Source organism: Nonomuraea aridisoli, assembly GCF_003236395.1.
Taxonomy (GTDB): Bacteria; Actinomycetota; Actinomycetes; order Streptosporangiales; family Streptosporangiaceae; genus Nonomuraea; species Nonomuraea aridisoli.
Genome location: NZ_POUD01000058.1, coordinates 23,962 through 39,637, shown reverse-complemented (window position 1 = coordinate 39,637; position 15,676 = coordinate 23,962). Strand labels below are relative to the sequence as shown.

Sequence of the window (15,676 nt, the reverse complement as noted above, 5' to 3'; positions counted from 1 at the left end):
TCCGTGCGCTGTTCGGTGGGAGGGTCTTCGGGGAGCGGATCCAGCAACGGAGGGTCGGCCAGCAAGGTGACGGTGGCAGAAGCGCCGGGCGCCACCGCCGCCACCGGCCGCGGGTTCGGCTGCAGGGACGACCAGGCCGCCCCGGCGCCGAGCACGGTGGCCACCCCAGCGACGATGAGGCCGCCGACTCGGACCACGGGCAGCAGGGGCCGCAGCGACAGCCGCGCCTCCGGGTCGGCCTCATCGTCGCGGCGGTCCCAGAATTCCTCGCTCGCCTGGCTGCGTCGTTCCCAGGCGCGGAACTCCTCATCGCGATCCGGAGCAGGCCGGTTGCCATGGCCGCCGGCCGCCGGACGGGCGGCCGGTGCAGGAGGGAGGTCCGCGAGCGCCTCCTGCAGGGTGTGCGTCTGGGGTGGGAAGCCGTCAGCGCGCCATTCCACGTCGCCGGCGAGCGGCTGCGCCTCCGTCAAGCGGACGGCCATCGTGGCGGGCGCGGCCTTGATCGGCATCTGCTGGAGCAGCGCCGCGGCCGTGGTGGTCCGAGGCGCGCTCTGGCAGGTGACACAGCGGTCGATGTGCTGGCTGATGTGGGTCCGGAGCCGCCGCGAGGGCGGCGCCGGACCAGCCAGGGCCTTGGCCAGTTCCTGGCAGCCGCCCGAGCGGGCGGCGCTGACGGCAGCGATCCAGGTTTCCAGCCGGTGCGCCGCGGCGGCCACCAGGTGCTCGACCTCGACTGCGCCCGCATCGAAGATCAGGGCGATCTCCAGGTGGCTGAGACGATGCCGAACAGCCAGGTCCAGGACCTCCTGATACGGCTTGGGCAGCGCCGTCAGCGCCTCGGCCAGGAGCGAGCCCGCGCCGGGCCGAGTCCAGGATCCGGTGCTGGCGGCATTCGCCGTGGCCAGGAGGGTGCGGTGGGCGCGGGCCAGGGCGTACAGCCAGGCGCGCAGTTGTTCCGGCTCGGCCAGACGGCCGACGTGATCGTGGGCGCTGATCAGCGCCGCGCACGCGGCCTGCTCGGCGTCCCCCTCGCTCAGCTCGGCGCGGCAGTAGTCGGCCAGGGCGGCCCCGTAGACGCGGCACACCTCACCGATGGCCGCCTGAGCCTCGTCGCTCAGGGCTTGCCATGTCACTGGCGGCTCCTCTCATGAAATCGATGGGGTCAAGACCGGGCAACGCAGGACGGGTGAAGCGGTGAGCTTGCGGGCTCGTAGCCCGGCCCGCACCTGTTCGGTCGATAGCACCCGGCCCCAGCCGTGCGCGACCAGGTGCAGCGCCGCCGCATGCCGGTCGCGGCAGAAACCGGCCACACCGTCGCTGACGACGAACGGGCGGATGTCGCGCATGTACGCGTCCAGGGCGGTGGCCAAAACCCCGATGTGGGCGTGCAGGCCGCAGATGAGCAGCTGGTCGCGGCCCAGCTCGTCCAGGACCTCCTCCAGCGCCGTCTCGAAGAACGCCGAATAGCGCCGTTTGACGATGACCCGGTCATACGGACCCGGCACGAGGACGGGCGGCAGGTCGATATCGGCGGGGTCCGTCCGCGGCCCGGGCCCCCACCGGTCGGTCAGGAGCCCGCGCTCGTCGGGGTCTTGTCCTCCCGGCTCCACCGTGTACAGCACCGGGATCGCGGCCTCATGAAAGGTCTCGCGCAGCGCCGCCACGTTGGCGAGCAGGTCGGTCACCGGCGCAGCAGCGGAGGGGAACGACCTCAGCAGGTGGTACTGCATGTCCTGAATGAGCAGCACAATCCGGCCGGGATCGATCTGCCAGTCGTCGAAGGCGCCAGCGGGCGGCGGGGGCGGCAGGTAGGTGTCGGCGGCGGGCGGCAGCGACATCGGCGAAAGGTCCTCTCTTGAGATGCGGGCAGCGCATCTCATCCAGCAGGGGTGGGACTGAGCTCGGTACCGGAGCCGAGGTCGAGGTCGAGGTCGGCGAGCATGTCGGGCGATGCGGGGATGAGGTTCGGGTGGAAGATTTCCTCGACGTAGAGCGCGGGCCGGCCTTGCAGGACGATCAGATACGAGCGCCAGACGCTGGGCCGGGACTGGCTGAGCGGGTCCGGTGAACCCCACGACCAGCGGCGCACGCCTCGGTCGAGCAGTTCTCGCCGCTGTTCGACCTGGTGGGCGGCCAGAAGGCGGCCGATCGGGACGTCGATGCCTTCTACCAGCGGGGACACGCTGGGATGAGCGGGGTCCAGCACGACCTTGTTGGCCGTGATCTCGGCGCCGGTCCTGGTCATGATCAGATTCGATCGGCGCAGAATCATGGCGTCGTCGCTTCCGGCGCCCATCCGGGTTTGGACGGCGGGCGTCAGGACGCTGGCGGCCGGGCGGGTGGCTTGGAGTACCACCCGGATTCCGAGGGGCTCCTTCAGCGCGGTGGTGAGGAGATTCGTAGTTGAGCCGTCGTGCGCGAGCAGGATGCGGGTGATCATGTGTAGGTCGACGCGCAGGATGTCGGGATCCGTGGTTGACGTCATGGCAGGGCTCCAGACGTGTTCGTGGGTGGGGATCGGATGCGCTGTGACCCCGCCACGACGGCGTAGTCGGCGGAGCCACAGCGAGTGCTCGGGCGGCGGCCTTATCAGGGGTCCCCCCACTGACTGGCGGGCAGGCCGATGAGCGGTGCGGCGTCCCGGGGGCGCGGCGGCCGGCCGTCGGCAGGGCTGGCCGCGATGAGGCAGGGCGTGGCGGACCGCTCGTTTTTGTCGCGGGCCTGGGACGCGGTGGCCGCCGCGGCGCGGATCCTGGCCGCGAGCGTCATGTTCGGGCGACCGGATCTGATCATGGCGATACCCATCACCGCGGCTCCTGGCCGTCAGACGGGGCCACCGCGGATCGCAGGTGGTAGGGCAGGATGGTGGCGCTGGCGGCGCTGACCGCGTCCATCGTCTGCGGGCGGTAGGGCAGGGCGGGCAGGCGACGCTGGAGCAGCGTGGACAGCGGGCTGTCAGCCGCCTGCGCAGAGCCGGTGAGGAACGCCCACTCGTGTTCCCAGCTGCTGTAACACAGCATGCTCGGGAACGCCGTGGTGAATCGCGCCAGCGCTTGGCGCAGGGAGTCCTGCCGCCACAGCGTCGGGCACCCGGCCTGAGTGGAGATCACACCGCCGGCGCTCAGCAGCTCCGTGCAGCGGGTGAGGAAGCTCAGCTCGTAGAGCCGGTTGTGCTGGGCGTCGCTCTCGGACGCTTCATCGGGAAGATCGATGATGATCGCGTCGTAGCGGGTGCCTTCGTCGAGCCGGTCCTGGACGAAGGCGTGGCCGTCCTCGGCGTACAGGCGCAGCCGGCCGCCCGCAGCCTGTCCGGCCAGGGCGGCATCGACGTCGCCCGGGATGTAGCCGTAGGGCAGGTGCTCGGCGCACGCGCGCACGCACTCGAGGTCGACGTCGACATGGTCGACGCGGGCGGCGCCGGCATCGAGGGCGATCTGGCTGGCGACACCCTCGCTGCTGCCGATGATCAGCACCCGGTCCAGGGCGGGTGCGAGCGCCAGCGGCGGCACCATCAGCGACTCGTGATAGACGAGTTGCGACAGCACGGAGCTTTGCCGCTCCAGCGCGCCGGCGTCGCCGCAGAAGAGCGTGCGGCCGTGCTGAGTGTCGGCGATCAGCACGTGCTGGTAGGCAGTCGTCGTCTCGTAGACGATGTCGTGGATCGTCCACGTGCGGGTCAGGCCCGGCGACAGAGTCTCGGTCACGTACTTCGTCATGGGTGCGCCTTTCCGGAAGCGGTCAAGGGGATGGGGAGAGCTGGTACGCCGCGGTCCAGGACGACGACGTGGTATCGGGTGGGCCGAAGAGCCTTGCTCAGGTTGTGCAGCGCCTCGGCCGGGTCCGCCGCCGTGCCGCAGGTGAAGAAATCGACGTAGGCGCAGCCGTACTCCGGGTAGGTGTGGCAGGAGGCGTGCGACTCGGCCAGCAGCGCCATCACCGTGACGCCTTGCGGGGCGAAGTGGTGGCTGCGCACGTCCAGGACCGTGGCCTTCGCCTCGGTCAGCGCCTCGCGCAGAAGCGCGCACAGGCGCTCCTCGTCGTTGAGCAGGCCGGGGTCGACGCCGTAGATCTCCCCCAGCACATGCCGTCCCTGGAAGGCGCCGGTGGCCGGTGGCTGGGTGCTCACCGGCTGCTCCATGCCACCGGGGCGGAGTCGAAGGCGCAGCGTACGGCGAGCGGCGGCAGACCGTTGAACGAGACGGCGGCGTAGCTGGCGGTGTAGGCGCCGGTGCAGCCGATCACGACGCGGTCGCCGGCGCGCAGCGCAAGCGGCAGCTCGGGACGGTAGCGGTGGTAGAGCACGTCGTCGCCGTCGGCGGTGGGTCCGGCCACGATGACCGGCCCGAGCGGGCCGCCGACGTCGGGGGCGTGCATCGGGTACCTGATCGCCTCGCCCTCGGTCTCGGCCAGACCGCCGTAACGGCCCACGTCCAGATACACCCATCGCTGGCCGTGCCGGTGAGTGACTTGCACGACTTCGCAATGGATCACCCCGGCGGAGGCGGCGATGGCCCGGCCGGGTTCGAGGATGATGTGCGGCCGGCTCGCGCCGAAATGCCGGTCCAGGCTCTGGCTGATGGCGGCGGCGTACCGGCCCACTGCGGGAACCGGGTCGGTGTAGGTCGCTGGCAGTCCCCCGCCCAGGTTCAGCATGGGCAGCTCGCCGCCGAACGCGCGATAGATGCTGGCCGCGGCGGCGATGGGCTTGTCCCATGCGTGCACATCGAGCTGCTGGGATCCGACATGGCAGCTGACTCCCGCCGGGATGAGCCCGACCCGGGTCGCTCGCCTGAGCAGGTCGGCCGCCTGCTCAGGCGCGCACCCGAATTTGCTGCCGAAGGGTGCGGCGGCGCCCGTGTTGTCGACGGCGATGCGGATGGCCACCCAGGCGCCCGGCGCGGCGGCGGAGATCTTGTCGATTTCGTCTGGGCTGTCGGCGGTGTACAGCGTCACCCCCAGCTCATACGCGGCCCTGATGTCACCGGCCTTCTTGATGGTGGTGGTGTAGGCCAGATGGCCGGCCGGAGCTCCTGCGGCCAGCGCCGCGCGGGCCTCGCCCAGGGAGGCGATGTCGAAGCGGCAGCCTGCGGCCGCCAGCGTCGACAGGATTTCGGGGGCCGGGTTGGCTTTGACGGCGTAGTACACCAGCGGGTCCATGCCGGAGAAAGCGGCGGCGATTGCGTGGGCGTTCGACCGGATCTGCCGCAGATCGATCACCAAAAGCGGTGTTTCGGCCACCGGGCTGCGGTCGCGTGCATCGTCCAGGTCGCGTGTGCTGCCGGGAACCGGCCGGTCGATCTGGACAGGGGCGAGCCGTTGGACCGGCGGGGCCGGGGCTGGCGGTAGGGCGGACATATGAGGGGGTTCTCCTTGTTTTCCTATGTGCGGGAGCGAATGGGGATGCATGTCAGCCGGTCAGCCGGTTAGGGATGGCTGCGCCGTCGACGAGGAGGGTCTGCATCGTGATGTTGCTGGCGCGGGCCAGGACAGCGACGACGGCCGCGCCGATGCCGCCCGCCGCGCCGGCCATGAGCGCGGCCTGGCCCAGGGTGCGTTGTTCGCGGTCGGGGTCGCCGTATCCGATGGCACGGGCGGCTGTGCGGGTGGCGGCGGGGTGATGGGCGGGCTCATCGGCGAACCGCCAGCGCGTCGCTGCGATACAGGCCGGTGGCGAGCTCGGCGAGGTCTACGCGCCGGCCGCCGGCGTCGAGCGCTTCGAGTCCTGGATCGTGGCTGAACAGGTGCGGGTGGAGGTCGCCGTTCGGGGTGCGCGCCCAGATGCGGCCCAGCGGGTAGAGCCCCATGAGCGCGGGCACGTGCCTGATCCGGTGCTCCAGCAGCGGTCGCAGCCGCAACGCATGCAGGAGGATCTTGTGTTCCTGAATGTTTTCCACCGCGAGAGTCGCACCCGGAAGGCGCAGGTAGGAGGCGGCGTAGCTGAGGTTGGCCAGGTCCGTCGCGGTGGCGGGCGGGTTGATCGCGATGAGGTGCTGCCAGAGCTCGTCCTGGGCGGCGGCGGCCTCGACCAGGTCCCCGAGGGTGGGCATGGTCCCGGCGGCCAGGGCGCGCCGCAGCAGGTCTTCTACCGGCTGGAGCTCATCCACCTCGATCAGCTCCAGCGGCCGTGATGCGTCTACGGCAGCCCAGGCGTTCTGCCAGTGGACACGCAGGAGATAGCGGACGCGTTCGTGGCGCTCGGCGACCGCCGCGCACCACTGCTCGAACAGATCGAGCGGCACCAGTCCGAGCTGAGCGGATCCGAACAGGTGCAGCATGGTGGCCGCACGGGGCACGGCGAGCACGTGAGTGACGCCGACGTCGAAGGGGATGCGCGCGGCCAGGCTCGTAGCCGCGCGCGCCAGCCGCGCGCTGGTGTCGTGTTCGTACACGGTGAGGTCCGGGCTCAGATGCAGGCCGGTCGCGCGCTCCGGTAAGAGCCTGCGCCGCAGGTCGGTGATGGGAAAACGACGCCGGCTGCTCAGGACGAGTTGCGCCGCCTGCGCACTGAACAGACAGGAGCCGGCGATCAGACGCACACCGCCGATGTGCCGCAAGGGGACGGGCGGGAGGCTGCCCGCGTCCGACAGGTAGTGCAGGACGCCATCAAGGTGAATGCCGCCGTAGACGCGGGTCCCGGGGTGGCCGGGCCGCGTGTCGTGCTGGCACACAGCGCCGGCGAAGCTCGGCGCGGGCCCATCCCATAGGTAGTGGAGGAGGCGCTGCAGCCGGGCGCGGGCGCGGACGGCGGGGCGGCGCAGCGCCGCCGGCCCGTTGTCCGGGTCGGGCACATGCCACCAGTCGCTGCCCAGCGACCGTGCCGGGCCGCTGGTGAGGTCCAGGCTGCTCAGCTTGGCCGGCAGCGGAGGCGGAAGGTGCTGCAGAAAGTGGAGGCGGTTCATCGTTGCCCCCATGAGGCCGTAGGCGCGACGGCGTTATCCCGCCACCACGCTTGCCGGTGGATACGGGCCCGCAGCAGCAGCGGGCCCGCAAACGGCTGCCTCAGCCACTCCGACAGGAGGCTGAGATCTGCCGGGCGGCGAATCTCGGCGCTCAGGCACCCGTACGCGGCGGCCATCTGGGTGATGTCCGGTCCCGGCGGCGACGTCTGCTGATCGTCGTCGTAGACGACGATCAGCAGACGGGCATGCTGCCGTGCCGCCGTCTCCAGCTCGGCGGCCGCGGCCAGGATGCCGCGCCGGCCGAGCGTGGCCACGGCCAGCCGGTCCGCTCTGGCCAGCGCCGCGCCGATGCCGCTGGCCAGAGCGAGATGGGGCGCTGGGCTGAGCATGAAACCGTCGGCGTCGCACACGCGCAGGTAACTGACCGGATAACCCAGAACGGTGTCGCACGCGACGATGAGGGTGCGGTCCTCGGGCAGCACCGTGTCCAGGACCACGGACAGCGTGCGCGGGTCGATGCGGTCGTCGACCTCCAGCATGGGCTGGTAGCCGATGTTGTGCCAGCTGGCCTGCTCGGCAATGCGCTGGCGCACCACCTCGCTGCGGTAGCCGCTTTGCGGGGCCACGATCTGCCGTACGGCATCTGCGGTGCGGCCCACGTCACCGGCCACGCCCAAATCAATGGGGCGGTGGGCGCCGAGCGCGGCCGGGTCGATGTCGACTTGCGCCAGCCGGGCGTTCGGCGCGATCAGCGTGCCGTGCCGGGTGGTCCACTCGTTCAAGCTGCAGCCCCAGCCGATGACCACGTCGGCGCCGGAGATGAGAGCGGCCATGTCGGGGGTGGCCAGCACGCCGGCGACACCGACGTGCCAGGGGTTGCCCTCGAACATGCCGTGCGCGGCGACCGTCGTGGCCAGCAGCGCGCCTGCCTGATCGGCGAGAGTCTGAAGCGTGGCGGCGCCCGCGCGAGCGCCGCGCCCGGCAATGAACACCGGCCGGTGCGCCTCGGTGAGCAGGCGCGCCAGGTCCTGCACGGCGGCCGGGTCGGCGACCGGCTCCGTCAGCAGGTCCAGCGGCAGCCGGTCCAGGCGTGAGTCGGTGTCCTGATCGGGGTGGTCATCGGCGCGCTGCGGTGCGCGCATCAGGATCACGACCGGTCTGCCGTGCTTGCGCGCCACCTGGGCGGCCTCCGCCAGGAGGGTGGGTGCATGGCTCGCCTGCGCCAGGTCCTGGACCAGCGCGCCCGCCGCCTCGAGCAGCTCGGCCTCGGCCCAGGCGAGGGTGTCGGTATCCGGGCAGGCGCGCACTTTCAGCACGAGCAGCGCCGTCCGGGTGCGGGCGGCGTCGCTGATGCCGGCCAGCGCGTCGGCCAGTGCGTCGTCCGGGCCGAGGAGCACGGCGGTGAGCCGCCCCCCGGCACGGGCGTAGGCGGTGGCGAGCGCGGCGGCTCCGCCGGCGTGCTGGGCGGCGATGTGACGCACCTGGTGCTCGGCCAGCACGTCAGCCCAGGCGGCGTCGCAGCTCACGGTGCCGACGACGGTCGGGATGCCGAGCGCGGCCAAGGGTGGCGCGACGGCGGCGGCGAGCGCCGCGGACGCGTCTGGGCCGGTCATCGTGGGCTGTCTCCCTTCACACCCGGGCCGCCCGCGCCGGTGGCGTCGTCGAGGAGGGCGAGCAGGGCGTCGATCTCGGCCATGCCGCGGTGGGCGTAGTCGCGGATGGCGCGCAGCCGCTCCATCGATCGGATGTCGGTGGTGCGCAGCAGCGGCAGCGTGTCGACGCGGCCGTCCCAGTCCCAGCCGGCGGGCGACGTGATCACCGGCGTGGTCGAGGGCGTGGCGGAGGCGGGATCGGGCAGGCGGTAGCGCGGCTGTGCGGGCGCGCCGATGTCCAGGGCGGTCATGATGCTCCTTGTCGGGGCGGGGCGAATGACGAAGACGGGCTCCAAGAGGCGGCGCGCCCGCGGCCGGGATCAGCCCGCGCGCTCAGCGCGGCCAACTCCTCTTCGGCGGTGCGAGCGATGGCCTCCAGACGGGAGCGCTGGCGCTGCAGCACCTGCCGGACCCGCTCGACCTCCGCCGGCCGCGCCGCCGATGCCGCGGGCTGCGGCGCGGAGGCCGCCGCCGTGGCGCGGGTGTGCCGGATACGGCGCACCAGCGACAGCACCCCGAGCAGCAGGCTGAGGCCGATGGCGCCGGCCAGCAGCTCGGGGTAGCCCTCGCCCGCCTCCTGGTGGGTCGAGGCCAGGTAGGCGAGCGCGACGGCGGGCCCGAGGGCGCCGCCGAGCATGCGCGCGGTCGTGAGAGAGCCGATCGCGGTGGCGTAGCGAGAGGGGTCCACGCCGAAGGTGCCGGAGATGGTCGCCGTCGTGGAGATGAACCCGAAACCGATCCCGACGATCACCAGCCCGGCCAGAGCGCCGAACGAGGCGTGCGGGACGGCGTACAGCACGATCAGGCCGCTGGCGGTGAGGTAGGCGCCCGCGTAGACCATCCAGGAGGTGCCGGCGCGGCGAGCGGCTCTCGCCACCAGCGTGCTGGCGAGCATCACGGCCGCCGACATCGGCGCCAGCGCCAGCCCCATGCTGGTCGGGCTCAGCCCGGCTTCGCGCAGCACCAGCGGCGCCACGGCCAGCATCGGGAAGGCCACCAGCCCGTACAGCAGCGACGTGGCCAGCCCCCACACAAATCCTGGGCACCGCCACAGCGGTGCGTCGTCGGCCCCGGCCGGAAGGCGGCGGGCCCGAGCCCACGCCAGGGCGGCGCCGCCCACCGTGACGGCGGCCAGGGCCAGCGCGGCCGGAGAGGTCCACCCCCATGAACCTCCGCAGGCCAGCAGCAGGACGACCGCGGCGGTGGCGGCCGCCGAGGCGAGCATCCCCATCACGTCCAGCGGGGTCTGCTTGCTGCCCCGCGTGCTGGGCAGCGCCGCCACCAGCAGCAACAGGGCGACGGCGGCGCTGGCCAGCGGCAGATACAGCGCCCGCCAGCCGTGGCTGTCGGCCAGCAGCCCGCCCAGGGCGTGCATGAGCAGCCCACCGGCGCCGGTGGCCGACCCCCACAGCGCCACCGCGCCGCGCCGTTGCTGATCGCCCACCTGGCTTAGCAGTAGCCCGAGCGCGGACGGCAGTATCATGGCCGCCGCGACGCCTTGGGCCAGCCGCCCGATCAGCAGCAGCGCCCAGCTGGATCCGAACGCCATCGTGCACGCGCCGGCGGCGAACACGCCCAGGCCCAAGGCCAGAACCGCGCGCCGCCCGATCAGGTCCGCCAAGCGTCCGGCGGGCGTGAGGAGCGCGGCAATGGCGGCGAGATACGCGGTGGTGAGCAAGCTGACCTGCGACAGCGGGACCGCCTGCGTGATCGGGTCACGGCCGAGGAGCGGCAGCACCAGGGTGGAGGCCATGGTGTCGGCCATCACCAGACCGGTCACCGCAGCACAGACGGCCCGCACCAGCAGCGGCGACGACGGGCGGCGGTGCGCCGCTCCCGTCGTGCCGGGGGATGCGCGGCGCCGCGGCGATGCTGTGGCGGCCCGCTCGTGCCGCGCGGTCACGACCATCGCGCGGCCCGCTCGCTGTGGGGGGTGACGCTGACAGCGATCAGCCGCTCCGTCAGGGTTGCCGGTGGGCCACCCGGTACCAGCGGCAGTGGGTCGCCCTTGCGCTGCCTGCTGTGGGCCAGCATCTGGCTGGCGCGCAGCCATGGGGCGGCCGCGGCCAGCACCCGGTGCTGCGCCTCTCGGTGATCTCCGGCGGCGGTGATGTGCCGGCAGACGGACGTGGCCAGCACGCGGGTGTACACCAGGTGCTCGTTGCACGCCTGCGCGACCTTGGCTTCCAAGCCGATGATGTGGGCCAGCGCAATCTGCAGGTCGGGCAGGTCGGAGTGGCGGTGCCAGCCGTCCAGATCGGCCAGCCGGCCGGGCCAGCGCAACTGCTCACCGATGAAGTCGCACGTCTCGGTAACAACGGATGCTTCGCCGACGGCATCGTGCCGCGCGTGCACCTGGGCTGCGTGGACGACGGCCGCCCGCGCGGTCGTCGTGAAGTCGGCCAGCCGATGGTGCAGAGCCGACCGCAGCTGCCGCGCGCGGTGCTTCAAGAACGGCAGGCTCCAGCCCAGCACCACCAACCCCTGCAGGTCCCGTTCGATCTCCGCGTGCAGGCCGAGAAGCTGTAGTTGGCGCGTCAGGCGGTGACAGATCACCCAGTTGGAGGGTGAAGGTGCCGTAGCGGGCTCCAGCCAGACTCGTACACCGCCCCCGATGGTGAGGTCGCTCACCCGCACTGCGGACGCGTCGGGTACAGCACGGTTACAGACCCGGTAGACCACCACGGCCAGGGCACTCGCCGACGAAGCAGGATTGGTGATCAACGTCATCAGCGGGCCCCAGCTGATGCCTGGCCGAGCAGGGGCAGGACGATCGTGTCGGCCATCGGCAGCGTTTTCTGGCCGGCTGCACTCGCCCGCAACAGACCTGAACGGGCCGAGTCGCGGGCGTGGCGGTGCGGCTTCCGCGCAACGACGGGCGCCGTCGGTGAGCCGGGCTGTCCCTCAATCGCTTTGATGATCACGGCCAGCACGGTAAGAGCCGCACGTGTTGACGTGGTTGCAGCGTGGTTGTTACGCCGGCTCAAAGTGGTGGCAAAGCACATGCTGGCGTTGCCATTCGATAAATCCTGCACACGTGACCACGCATGTAAGGCGTGTCACGTGACATCCGGGCATCAGATGCAGTGAACGACTTTTCTAGTCAAAGTGGACGACTCTTACTATGATCTTGCGGCGGGATTGCCACCCATAGCAGCACACCAAGGAGTGCCGTGCCCGACGATCTCTCAACCGCCGCATCCGCAGCCGAACAGGTCTCGCCTGCTCGCATGTACGACTACCTGCTTGGCGGCACCAACAACTATGCGGTCGACCGAGCCGCGGCCGCCGAAGGGATGAAGTACGACCCGGATATCAGGGCGGTCGCTGTCGCCAACCGCTCCTTTTTAAAACGAGCCGTACGGTATGTAGCCGAACAGGGCATCACGCAATTCTTGGACGTCGGCACGGGACTGCCCACCGAAGAGAACGTGCACGAGATCGCCCAGTCCGTCGCGCCGAACGCCCGCACGGTCTACGTCGACAACGATCCCAACGTCTTGCCGCTGGCCCAGGCATTGATCGTGGGCGATGAGCAAACGAGATACATCGAGGCCGATCTACGCGACCCGCACGGCATTCTCACTCACCCGGTGACCGTACGTCATCTCGACCACAGTCAGCCCTGGTGTCTGGTCTTGTGCTCGGTGCTGCACTTCGTCCCCGACGCCGACGACGCCTACGGCGTGGTGTATCGCCTCATGGACGCCATGCCGCCCGGCAGTTACATGATCTTCACCCACGCCAGCAGCACCGACATCGACCCGCGGCTACAAGAGATCGTTACGCGCACGAATGCCAGACTCCGCGTTCCGATCACTTATCGGCCGATCGAGGATATCGCGCGGTTCCTCGACCACCCAGGGTGGGAAATGGTTCAACCCGGCCTCGTGGACGTACAACGCTGGCAGCCAGAAAAAGTCAGCGATGACGATGCGACCTCCTACACCATTCGCGTCATGGCCGGCGTCGCCGTCCGGCGGTAACCAGCAGCCAGGCAGAGATCACCTCGCAGGCGCACACACCTGAGTCGTCCCCGGCGACCCCAGCTTGCCGCGGCAGCGTACTGCCGCCTCGGCGGCGCCGATCTCTTCCCACAACGCGGTAGCGCGCGCGTAACACTCACTGGCCCGTTGGTGACGCTCCAACGTCACCAACGCATCACCAGCTCCTTCATGCGCGCGGGCCTGCCCCTCACGATGACGAGCCGTTCTGGACAACTCCCCAGCCCGCTCGAACAGGGCCAACGCCTCCTCGCGCAGTTCATGGCGTGGCGAGGCCAACTTCAACGCTCCGAGCGTCTGCGCTGCTTGCGCGAGATAAGCCTCGTGCCCATACCGGCTACTGGCCAGTTCTTCGGCCAGCGCCAGCGCCTCACTGCCAAGCTCAAGAGCTCGATCGAGAGACCCGCACGCGCCCGAGACCACCGCAAGAGCATTCAGGCAGTTCAACTGAGCGTACGTCCGCCCGATGTCCCGAGCGATCAGCAGACCCCGCCTGGCGTCCGTCTCCGCCTGAGCCAAGAGAGTGATGCGACGCTCTCCCGGCTCATGGTCCAGGGCGATCTGATGACGGCACAACGCCCGCAGCGCCAGGGCGCGGGCCAACCCTTGCCGATCGGCATTTGCCTCACAGGCGGCAACACACTCCTCGACAAGAGGCAGCGCCCGAAGCGGACCACCAGGCCGCTCCATGATCAAGGAAGCGAGCCGGTGCCGCGCTTCCGTCACGCGGCGCCCGGTGAAGGGCAAAACCGCCTTCAGGACGCGCCGCCACATGTCCTCAGCCTCTACGTGCCGGCTCTCCCGATACAAGTACGAGGTCACCCTCAAGGCCAGGCCGAAAGCCTGGTGGGGAAGTTTCTCCTCACATGCGATGCGCACTACGTTGAGCAGGTTGCCTATCTCAGCTGCGAGCCACTCGTCAGCACGCTCGCTGATCAGCTGCCGCACTGGAACGGCACCGAACATGGAGATTCCCAAAGGATCCAGCGGCGGGTAGACCGGCGCGCGAACGATCTGCACATCGGCCAGGCTGGCCAGTTCCAGCCACCCCATCAAAAGGCGATGCATGGCCGTATCCCGCTCAATCGGCAACTCGGCAAGACGGGCCGCACCGAAGGCACGCAGCAGGGCGTGCTGCTGGTAGCGAAGTTGCCCCAGCGAGTCAACCCCGGCGCCGCTGAGCAGACTGTGCCCGGTCAGCGACTCCAGAACATCCTCCACATCCTCAGCCGTCCCACCGTGAAGCATGGCCACCTCCCAGCCGGCGAACCCGCCAGGACCCAGGAGGGACACCAGCCGAAAGATGCGCTGCGTGGATTCCGGCAACGCGTCATAACTGGTGGCGATACTCGCCTCGATCGTCATGTCGTCGGTGCTCAAAACAGTCAGTAACCGCTTTCGCAGCCGCTCCGCGAACATTCCCAGCGGCCAGTCAGGCTGAGCCGACAGCCGAGCCCCCGCGACCCTGACCGCGAGCGGAAATCCGCCGCACGTCCGAGTGATGTCGGCGGCCGCCTCAGGCTCGGCTTCAACGCGGTGTGCTCCGATGATGTCGCCTAACAACCGCTGGGATTCGTGCGACGAAAGGGGCTCCAACCGGATGGTGCGCATACCGGCCCCACCGACCAGATGGGAGCGACTGGTCACGAGGACCGCGCAACCAGGGTTGCCCGGCAAAAGCGGCTGAATCTGATGCATGCTCGAAACGTCGTCCAGCACGACCAGGACACGTCGACCGGCCATGAGGGACCGATAGAGCGCTGTGCGACCGCTGACGGTCGGCGGCGCGTCGGCGGGAGAGGTTCCCAACGCCGACAAGACCTCCGCCAGCACATCGCCGATCTCCCGCGGCCGCTCTGACGTTCCCGCCATGTGCAGATACAACTGGCCATCAGGAAAACGTTGCCGGACCAACTGCGCGACCTGGTGAGACAACGTCGACTTCCCGACGCCAGGCGGACCGCAAATGCACGCGATCGGCACCCCCGGGCCCGCCCCGGCCGTTGACATGTATCGCGTCAACTGCTGTATTTCGCCGCCGCGTCCGATGAAATCGACAACGGCCGGCGGCAATTGGGCCGGAGTCAAGGCCAGCCGGCCACCCGACGGCTGGGCAACCGTTGCCCGTTCCTGCGCCGGAGGCACGGCCACAGGACCCCCATCATCGGATGCGATCTCATCCCGCAGGCGACGCAGCCGGGCTCCCGGTTCTGCTCCCGTGTCCTGAGCCAGCAGTTCGGCGATCGTGTCGTACTGGTGCAGAGCCTCCACACGATACCCGGCCCGGTACAAAGCCGTCATGAGCAGCGCGTTGAGGACTTCGGACAATGGGTCCTCAGCCAGCTCCTTACGGATTTCAGTCAGGAGCTGGTGATCCTCCCCCAGGAACAACCGTGTTTCGAGTAACTGCTGCTGCGCAACTTTGCGTTCCCACAACACGTCCTGACGCCACGTGGCCAAACGAATAGGATCGTCAGGAACGTCGGCCAGCGGGGGATCTCCCCACAGGGCCAGGGCCTTTCGCAAGCACGGAACCGCGGCCTCGTGATCCCCGGCGGAAAGATGCTCTCGGCCGTGCTGGATCAGCTTGCGGAATTCCTCGAGGTCGAAGGTGTCCTCCGGCATCAGCTCGATGCGATAACCATGGGGCCGTGCTGGTGGAATTCTGCCCGGCAGCAGGCGACGTAGCTGCGACAGGGCCGTTTTCAAGGCGTTTTCACGACCGAACGTGTCACCCCAGACCGCCTGCATCAGGGTTTCCGCAGAAACCTCGCCTGGCCAGGCCAGCAGCAGCGTAGCGAGCAGGGGTCGTCTCATCGGAGAAATCTCAATCGGCGTTACATCTTGTACGCTGATCCGGCCCAGAATGGCGAAACGCACCTCACTTCCTCTCCTCTGCAAGAGCATCGAGGAGCCTGCCTTCCTTGTGCTCATGGGCACTATTGAGGAGGTTGAGGCTCTTGAGACAAGTGTGCATGATTTGATCGCATTGCCCGCAAGGTGTCAACCCTGTGTCAAACGCCTTGGGGCTCTGGCGTAAGCCGAGTTGATGACCGCGCCGTCACCAGAACGGTGTCAGGCTCATCACGAACGCCTTTCCCTGCGTACCGGATGATGACGC

At 69.7% G+C, this 15,676-nt stretch carries 16 protein-coding genes; 1 reads left to right on the top strand and 15 read right to left on the bottom strand.

Features of this window, described 5'->3' with window-relative positions; genetic code table 11:
* From C1J01_RS16410 to C1J01_RS49145, 14 genes are all read right to left on the bottom strand, one after another.
* Positions 1 to 1,133: RNA polymerase sigma factor (locus tag C1J01_RS16410; RefSeq protein ID WP_146615619.1), on the bottom strand; the 1,133-nt coding region annotated here is incomplete at its 3' end.
* A gap of 12 nt (positions 1,134 to 1,145) precedes the next feature.
* Complete coding sequence (locus C1J01_RS16405; RefSeq protein WP_181448780.1) at positions 1,146 to 1,838, bottom strand: isochorismatase family protein; 693 nt, start codon at positions 1,836 to 1,838, stop codon at positions 1,146 to 1,148.
* 38 nt (positions 1,839 to 1,876) lie between these two features.
* Complete coding sequence (locus C1J01_RS16400; protein WP_111179837.1) at positions 1,877 to 2,485, bottom strand: chorismate pyruvate-lyase family protein; 609 nt, start codon at positions 2,483 to 2,485, stop codon at positions 1,877 to 1,879.
* Positions 2,486 to 2,589: 104 nt separating this feature from the next.
* The gene (locus tag C1J01_RS16395; RefSeq protein WP_146615618.1) at positions 2,590 to 2,793 is read right to left on the bottom strand and encodes a hypothetical protein; all 204 of its coding nucleotides are present in this window, start codon (positions 2,791 to 2,793) and stop codon (positions 2,590 to 2,592) included.
* An 11-nt stretch (positions 2,794 to 2,804) separates the two neighbouring features.
* On the bottom strand, positions 2,805 to 3,716 hold the full coding sequence (locus C1J01_RS16390; RefSeq protein WP_111179835.1) for a spermidine synthase: 912 nt from the start codon (positions 3,714 to 3,716) through the stop codon (positions 2,805 to 2,807).
* Positions 3,713 to 4,126: an adenosylmethionine decarboxylase gene (gene speD, locus C1J01_RS16385; protein ID WP_220039945.1), complete on the bottom strand. Its 414-nt coding sequence runs from the start codon at positions 4,124 to 4,126 to the stop codon at positions 3,713 to 3,715. The genes C1J01_RS16390 and speD overlap by 4 nt, the downstream gene beginning before the upstream one ends.
* Positions 4,123 to 5,355 carry a type III PLP-dependent enzyme gene (locus C1J01_RS16380; protein ID WP_111179833.1) on the bottom strand — a complete coding sequence of 411 codons (1,233 nt, stop codon included), beginning with the start codon at positions 5,353 to 5,355 and terminating at the stop codon, positions 4,123 to 4,125. Before C1J01_RS16380 ends, speD begins: the two co-directional genes overlap by 4 nt.
* 52 nt (positions 5,356 to 5,407) lie before the next feature.
* Positions 5,408 to 5,530, bottom strand: a complete 123-nt coding sequence (locus C1J01_RS53065) for a hypothetical protein (protein WP_268958692.1) — start codon at positions 5,528 to 5,530, stop codon at positions 5,408 to 5,410.
* A gap of 97 nt (positions 5,531 to 5,627) precedes the next feature.
* Positions 5,628 to 6,899, bottom strand: coding sequence for a hypothetical protein (locus tag C1J01_RS16375; RefSeq protein WP_111179832.1), 1,272 nt, complete (start codon positions 6,897 to 6,899; stop codon positions 5,628 to 5,630).
* Positions 6,896 to 8,512 (bottom strand): thiamine pyrophosphate-binding protein, encoded by a 1,617-nt coding sequence (locus C1J01_RS16370; RefSeq protein WP_111179831.1) that lies wholly within the window; start codon positions 8,510 to 8,512, stop codon positions 6,896 to 6,898. The genes C1J01_RS16375 and C1J01_RS16370 overlap by 4 nt, the downstream gene beginning before the upstream one ends.
* Positions 8,509 to 8,802 carry a hypothetical protein gene (locus C1J01_RS16365; protein ID WP_111179830.1) on the bottom strand — a complete coding sequence of 98 codons (294 nt, stop codon included), beginning with the start codon at positions 8,800 to 8,802 and terminating at the stop codon, positions 8,509 to 8,511. Before C1J01_RS16365 ends, C1J01_RS16370 begins: the two co-directional genes overlap by 4 nt.
* The gene (locus tag C1J01_RS16360; protein WP_181448779.1) at positions 8,799 to 10,460 is read right to left on the bottom strand and encodes an MFS transporter; all 1,662 of its coding nucleotides are present in this window, start codon (positions 10,458 to 10,460) and stop codon (positions 8,799 to 8,801) included. Before C1J01_RS16360 ends, C1J01_RS16365 begins: the two co-directional genes overlap by 4 nt.
* Positions 10,451 to 11,281 (bottom strand): hypothetical protein, encoded by an 831-nt coding sequence (locus C1J01_RS49855; RefSeq protein ID WP_181448778.1) that lies wholly within the window; start codon positions 11,279 to 11,281, stop codon positions 10,451 to 10,453. Before C1J01_RS49855 ends, C1J01_RS16360 begins: the two co-directional genes overlap by 10 nt.
* Positions 11,281 to 11,475: a hypothetical protein gene (locus tag C1J01_RS49145; RefSeq protein ID WP_146615617.1), complete on the bottom strand. Its 195-nt coding sequence runs from the start codon at positions 11,473 to 11,475 to the stop codon at positions 11,281 to 11,283. The genes C1J01_RS49855 and C1J01_RS49145 overlap by 1 nt, the downstream gene beginning before the upstream one ends.
* A gap of 249 nt (positions 11,476 to 11,724) precedes the next feature.
* Between C1J01_RS49145 and C1J01_RS16350 the strand changes: the two genes are divergently transcribed.
* The gene (locus tag C1J01_RS16350) at positions 11,725 to 12,537 is read left to right on the top strand and encodes an SAM-dependent methyltransferase (protein ID WP_146615616.1); all 813 of its coding nucleotides are present in this window, start codon (positions 11,725 to 11,727) and stop codon (positions 12,535 to 12,537) included.
* A gap of 18 nt (positions 12,538 to 12,555) precedes the next feature.
* Here the strand turns inward: C1J01_RS16350 and C1J01_RS16345 are convergent, their stop codons facing one another.
* Positions 12,556 to 15,435 carry an AfsR/SARP family transcriptional regulator gene (locus C1J01_RS16345; RefSeq protein WP_181448777.1) on the bottom strand — a complete coding sequence of 960 codons (2,880 nt, stop codon included), beginning with the start codon at positions 15,433 to 15,435 and terminating at the stop codon, positions 12,556 to 12,558.
* Between the last annotated feature and the right edge of the window lie 241 nt (positions 15,436 to 15,676).

Excerpts from the sequence above, each read along its gene's own strand:
- C1J01_RS16405 (WP_181448780.1), bottom strand. The coding sequence starts at position 1,838 with ATGTCGCTGCCGCCCGCCGCCGACACCTACCTGCCGCCCCCGCCGCCC.
- C1J01_RS16400 (WP_111179837.1), bottom strand. The coding sequence starts at position 2,485 with ATGACGTCAACCACGGATCCCGACATCCTGCGCGTCGACCTACACATG.
- C1J01_RS16395 (WP_146615618.1), bottom strand. The coding sequence starts at position 2,793 with ATGATCAGATCCGGTCGCCCGAACATGACGCTCGCGGCCAGGATCCGC.
- C1J01_RS16390 (WP_111179835.1), bottom strand. The coding sequence starts at position 3,716 with ATGACGAAGTACGTGACCGAGACTCTGTCGCCGGGCCTGACCCGCACG.
- C1J01_RS16380 (WP_111179833.1), bottom strand. The coding sequence starts at position 5,355 with ATGTCCGCCCTACCGCCAGCCCCGGCCCCGCCGGTCCAACGGCTCGCC.
- C1J01_RS53065 (WP_268958692.1), bottom strand. The coding sequence starts at position 5,530 with ATGGCCGGCGCGGCGGGCGGCATCGGCGCGGCCGTCGTCGCTGTCCTG.
- C1J01_RS16375 (WP_111179832.1), bottom strand. The coding sequence starts at position 6,899 with ATGAACCGCCTCCACTTTCTGCAGCACCTTCCGCCTCCGCTGCCGGCC.
- C1J01_RS16370 (WP_111179831.1), bottom strand. The coding sequence starts at position 8,512 with ATGACCGGCCCAGACGCGTCCGCGGCGCTCGCCGCCGCCGTCGCGCCA.
- C1J01_RS16365 (WP_111179830.1), bottom strand. The coding sequence starts at position 8,802 with ATGACCGCCCTGGACATCGGCGCGCCCGCACAGCCGCGCTACCGCCTG.
- C1J01_RS16360 (WP_181448779.1), bottom strand. The coding sequence starts at position 10,460 with ATGGTCGTGACCGCGCGGCACGAGCGGGCCGCCACAGCATCGCCGCGG.
- C1J01_RS49855 (WP_181448778.1), bottom strand. The coding sequence starts at position 11,281 with ATGACGTTGATCACCAATCCTGCTTCGTCGGCGAGTGCCCTGGCCGTG.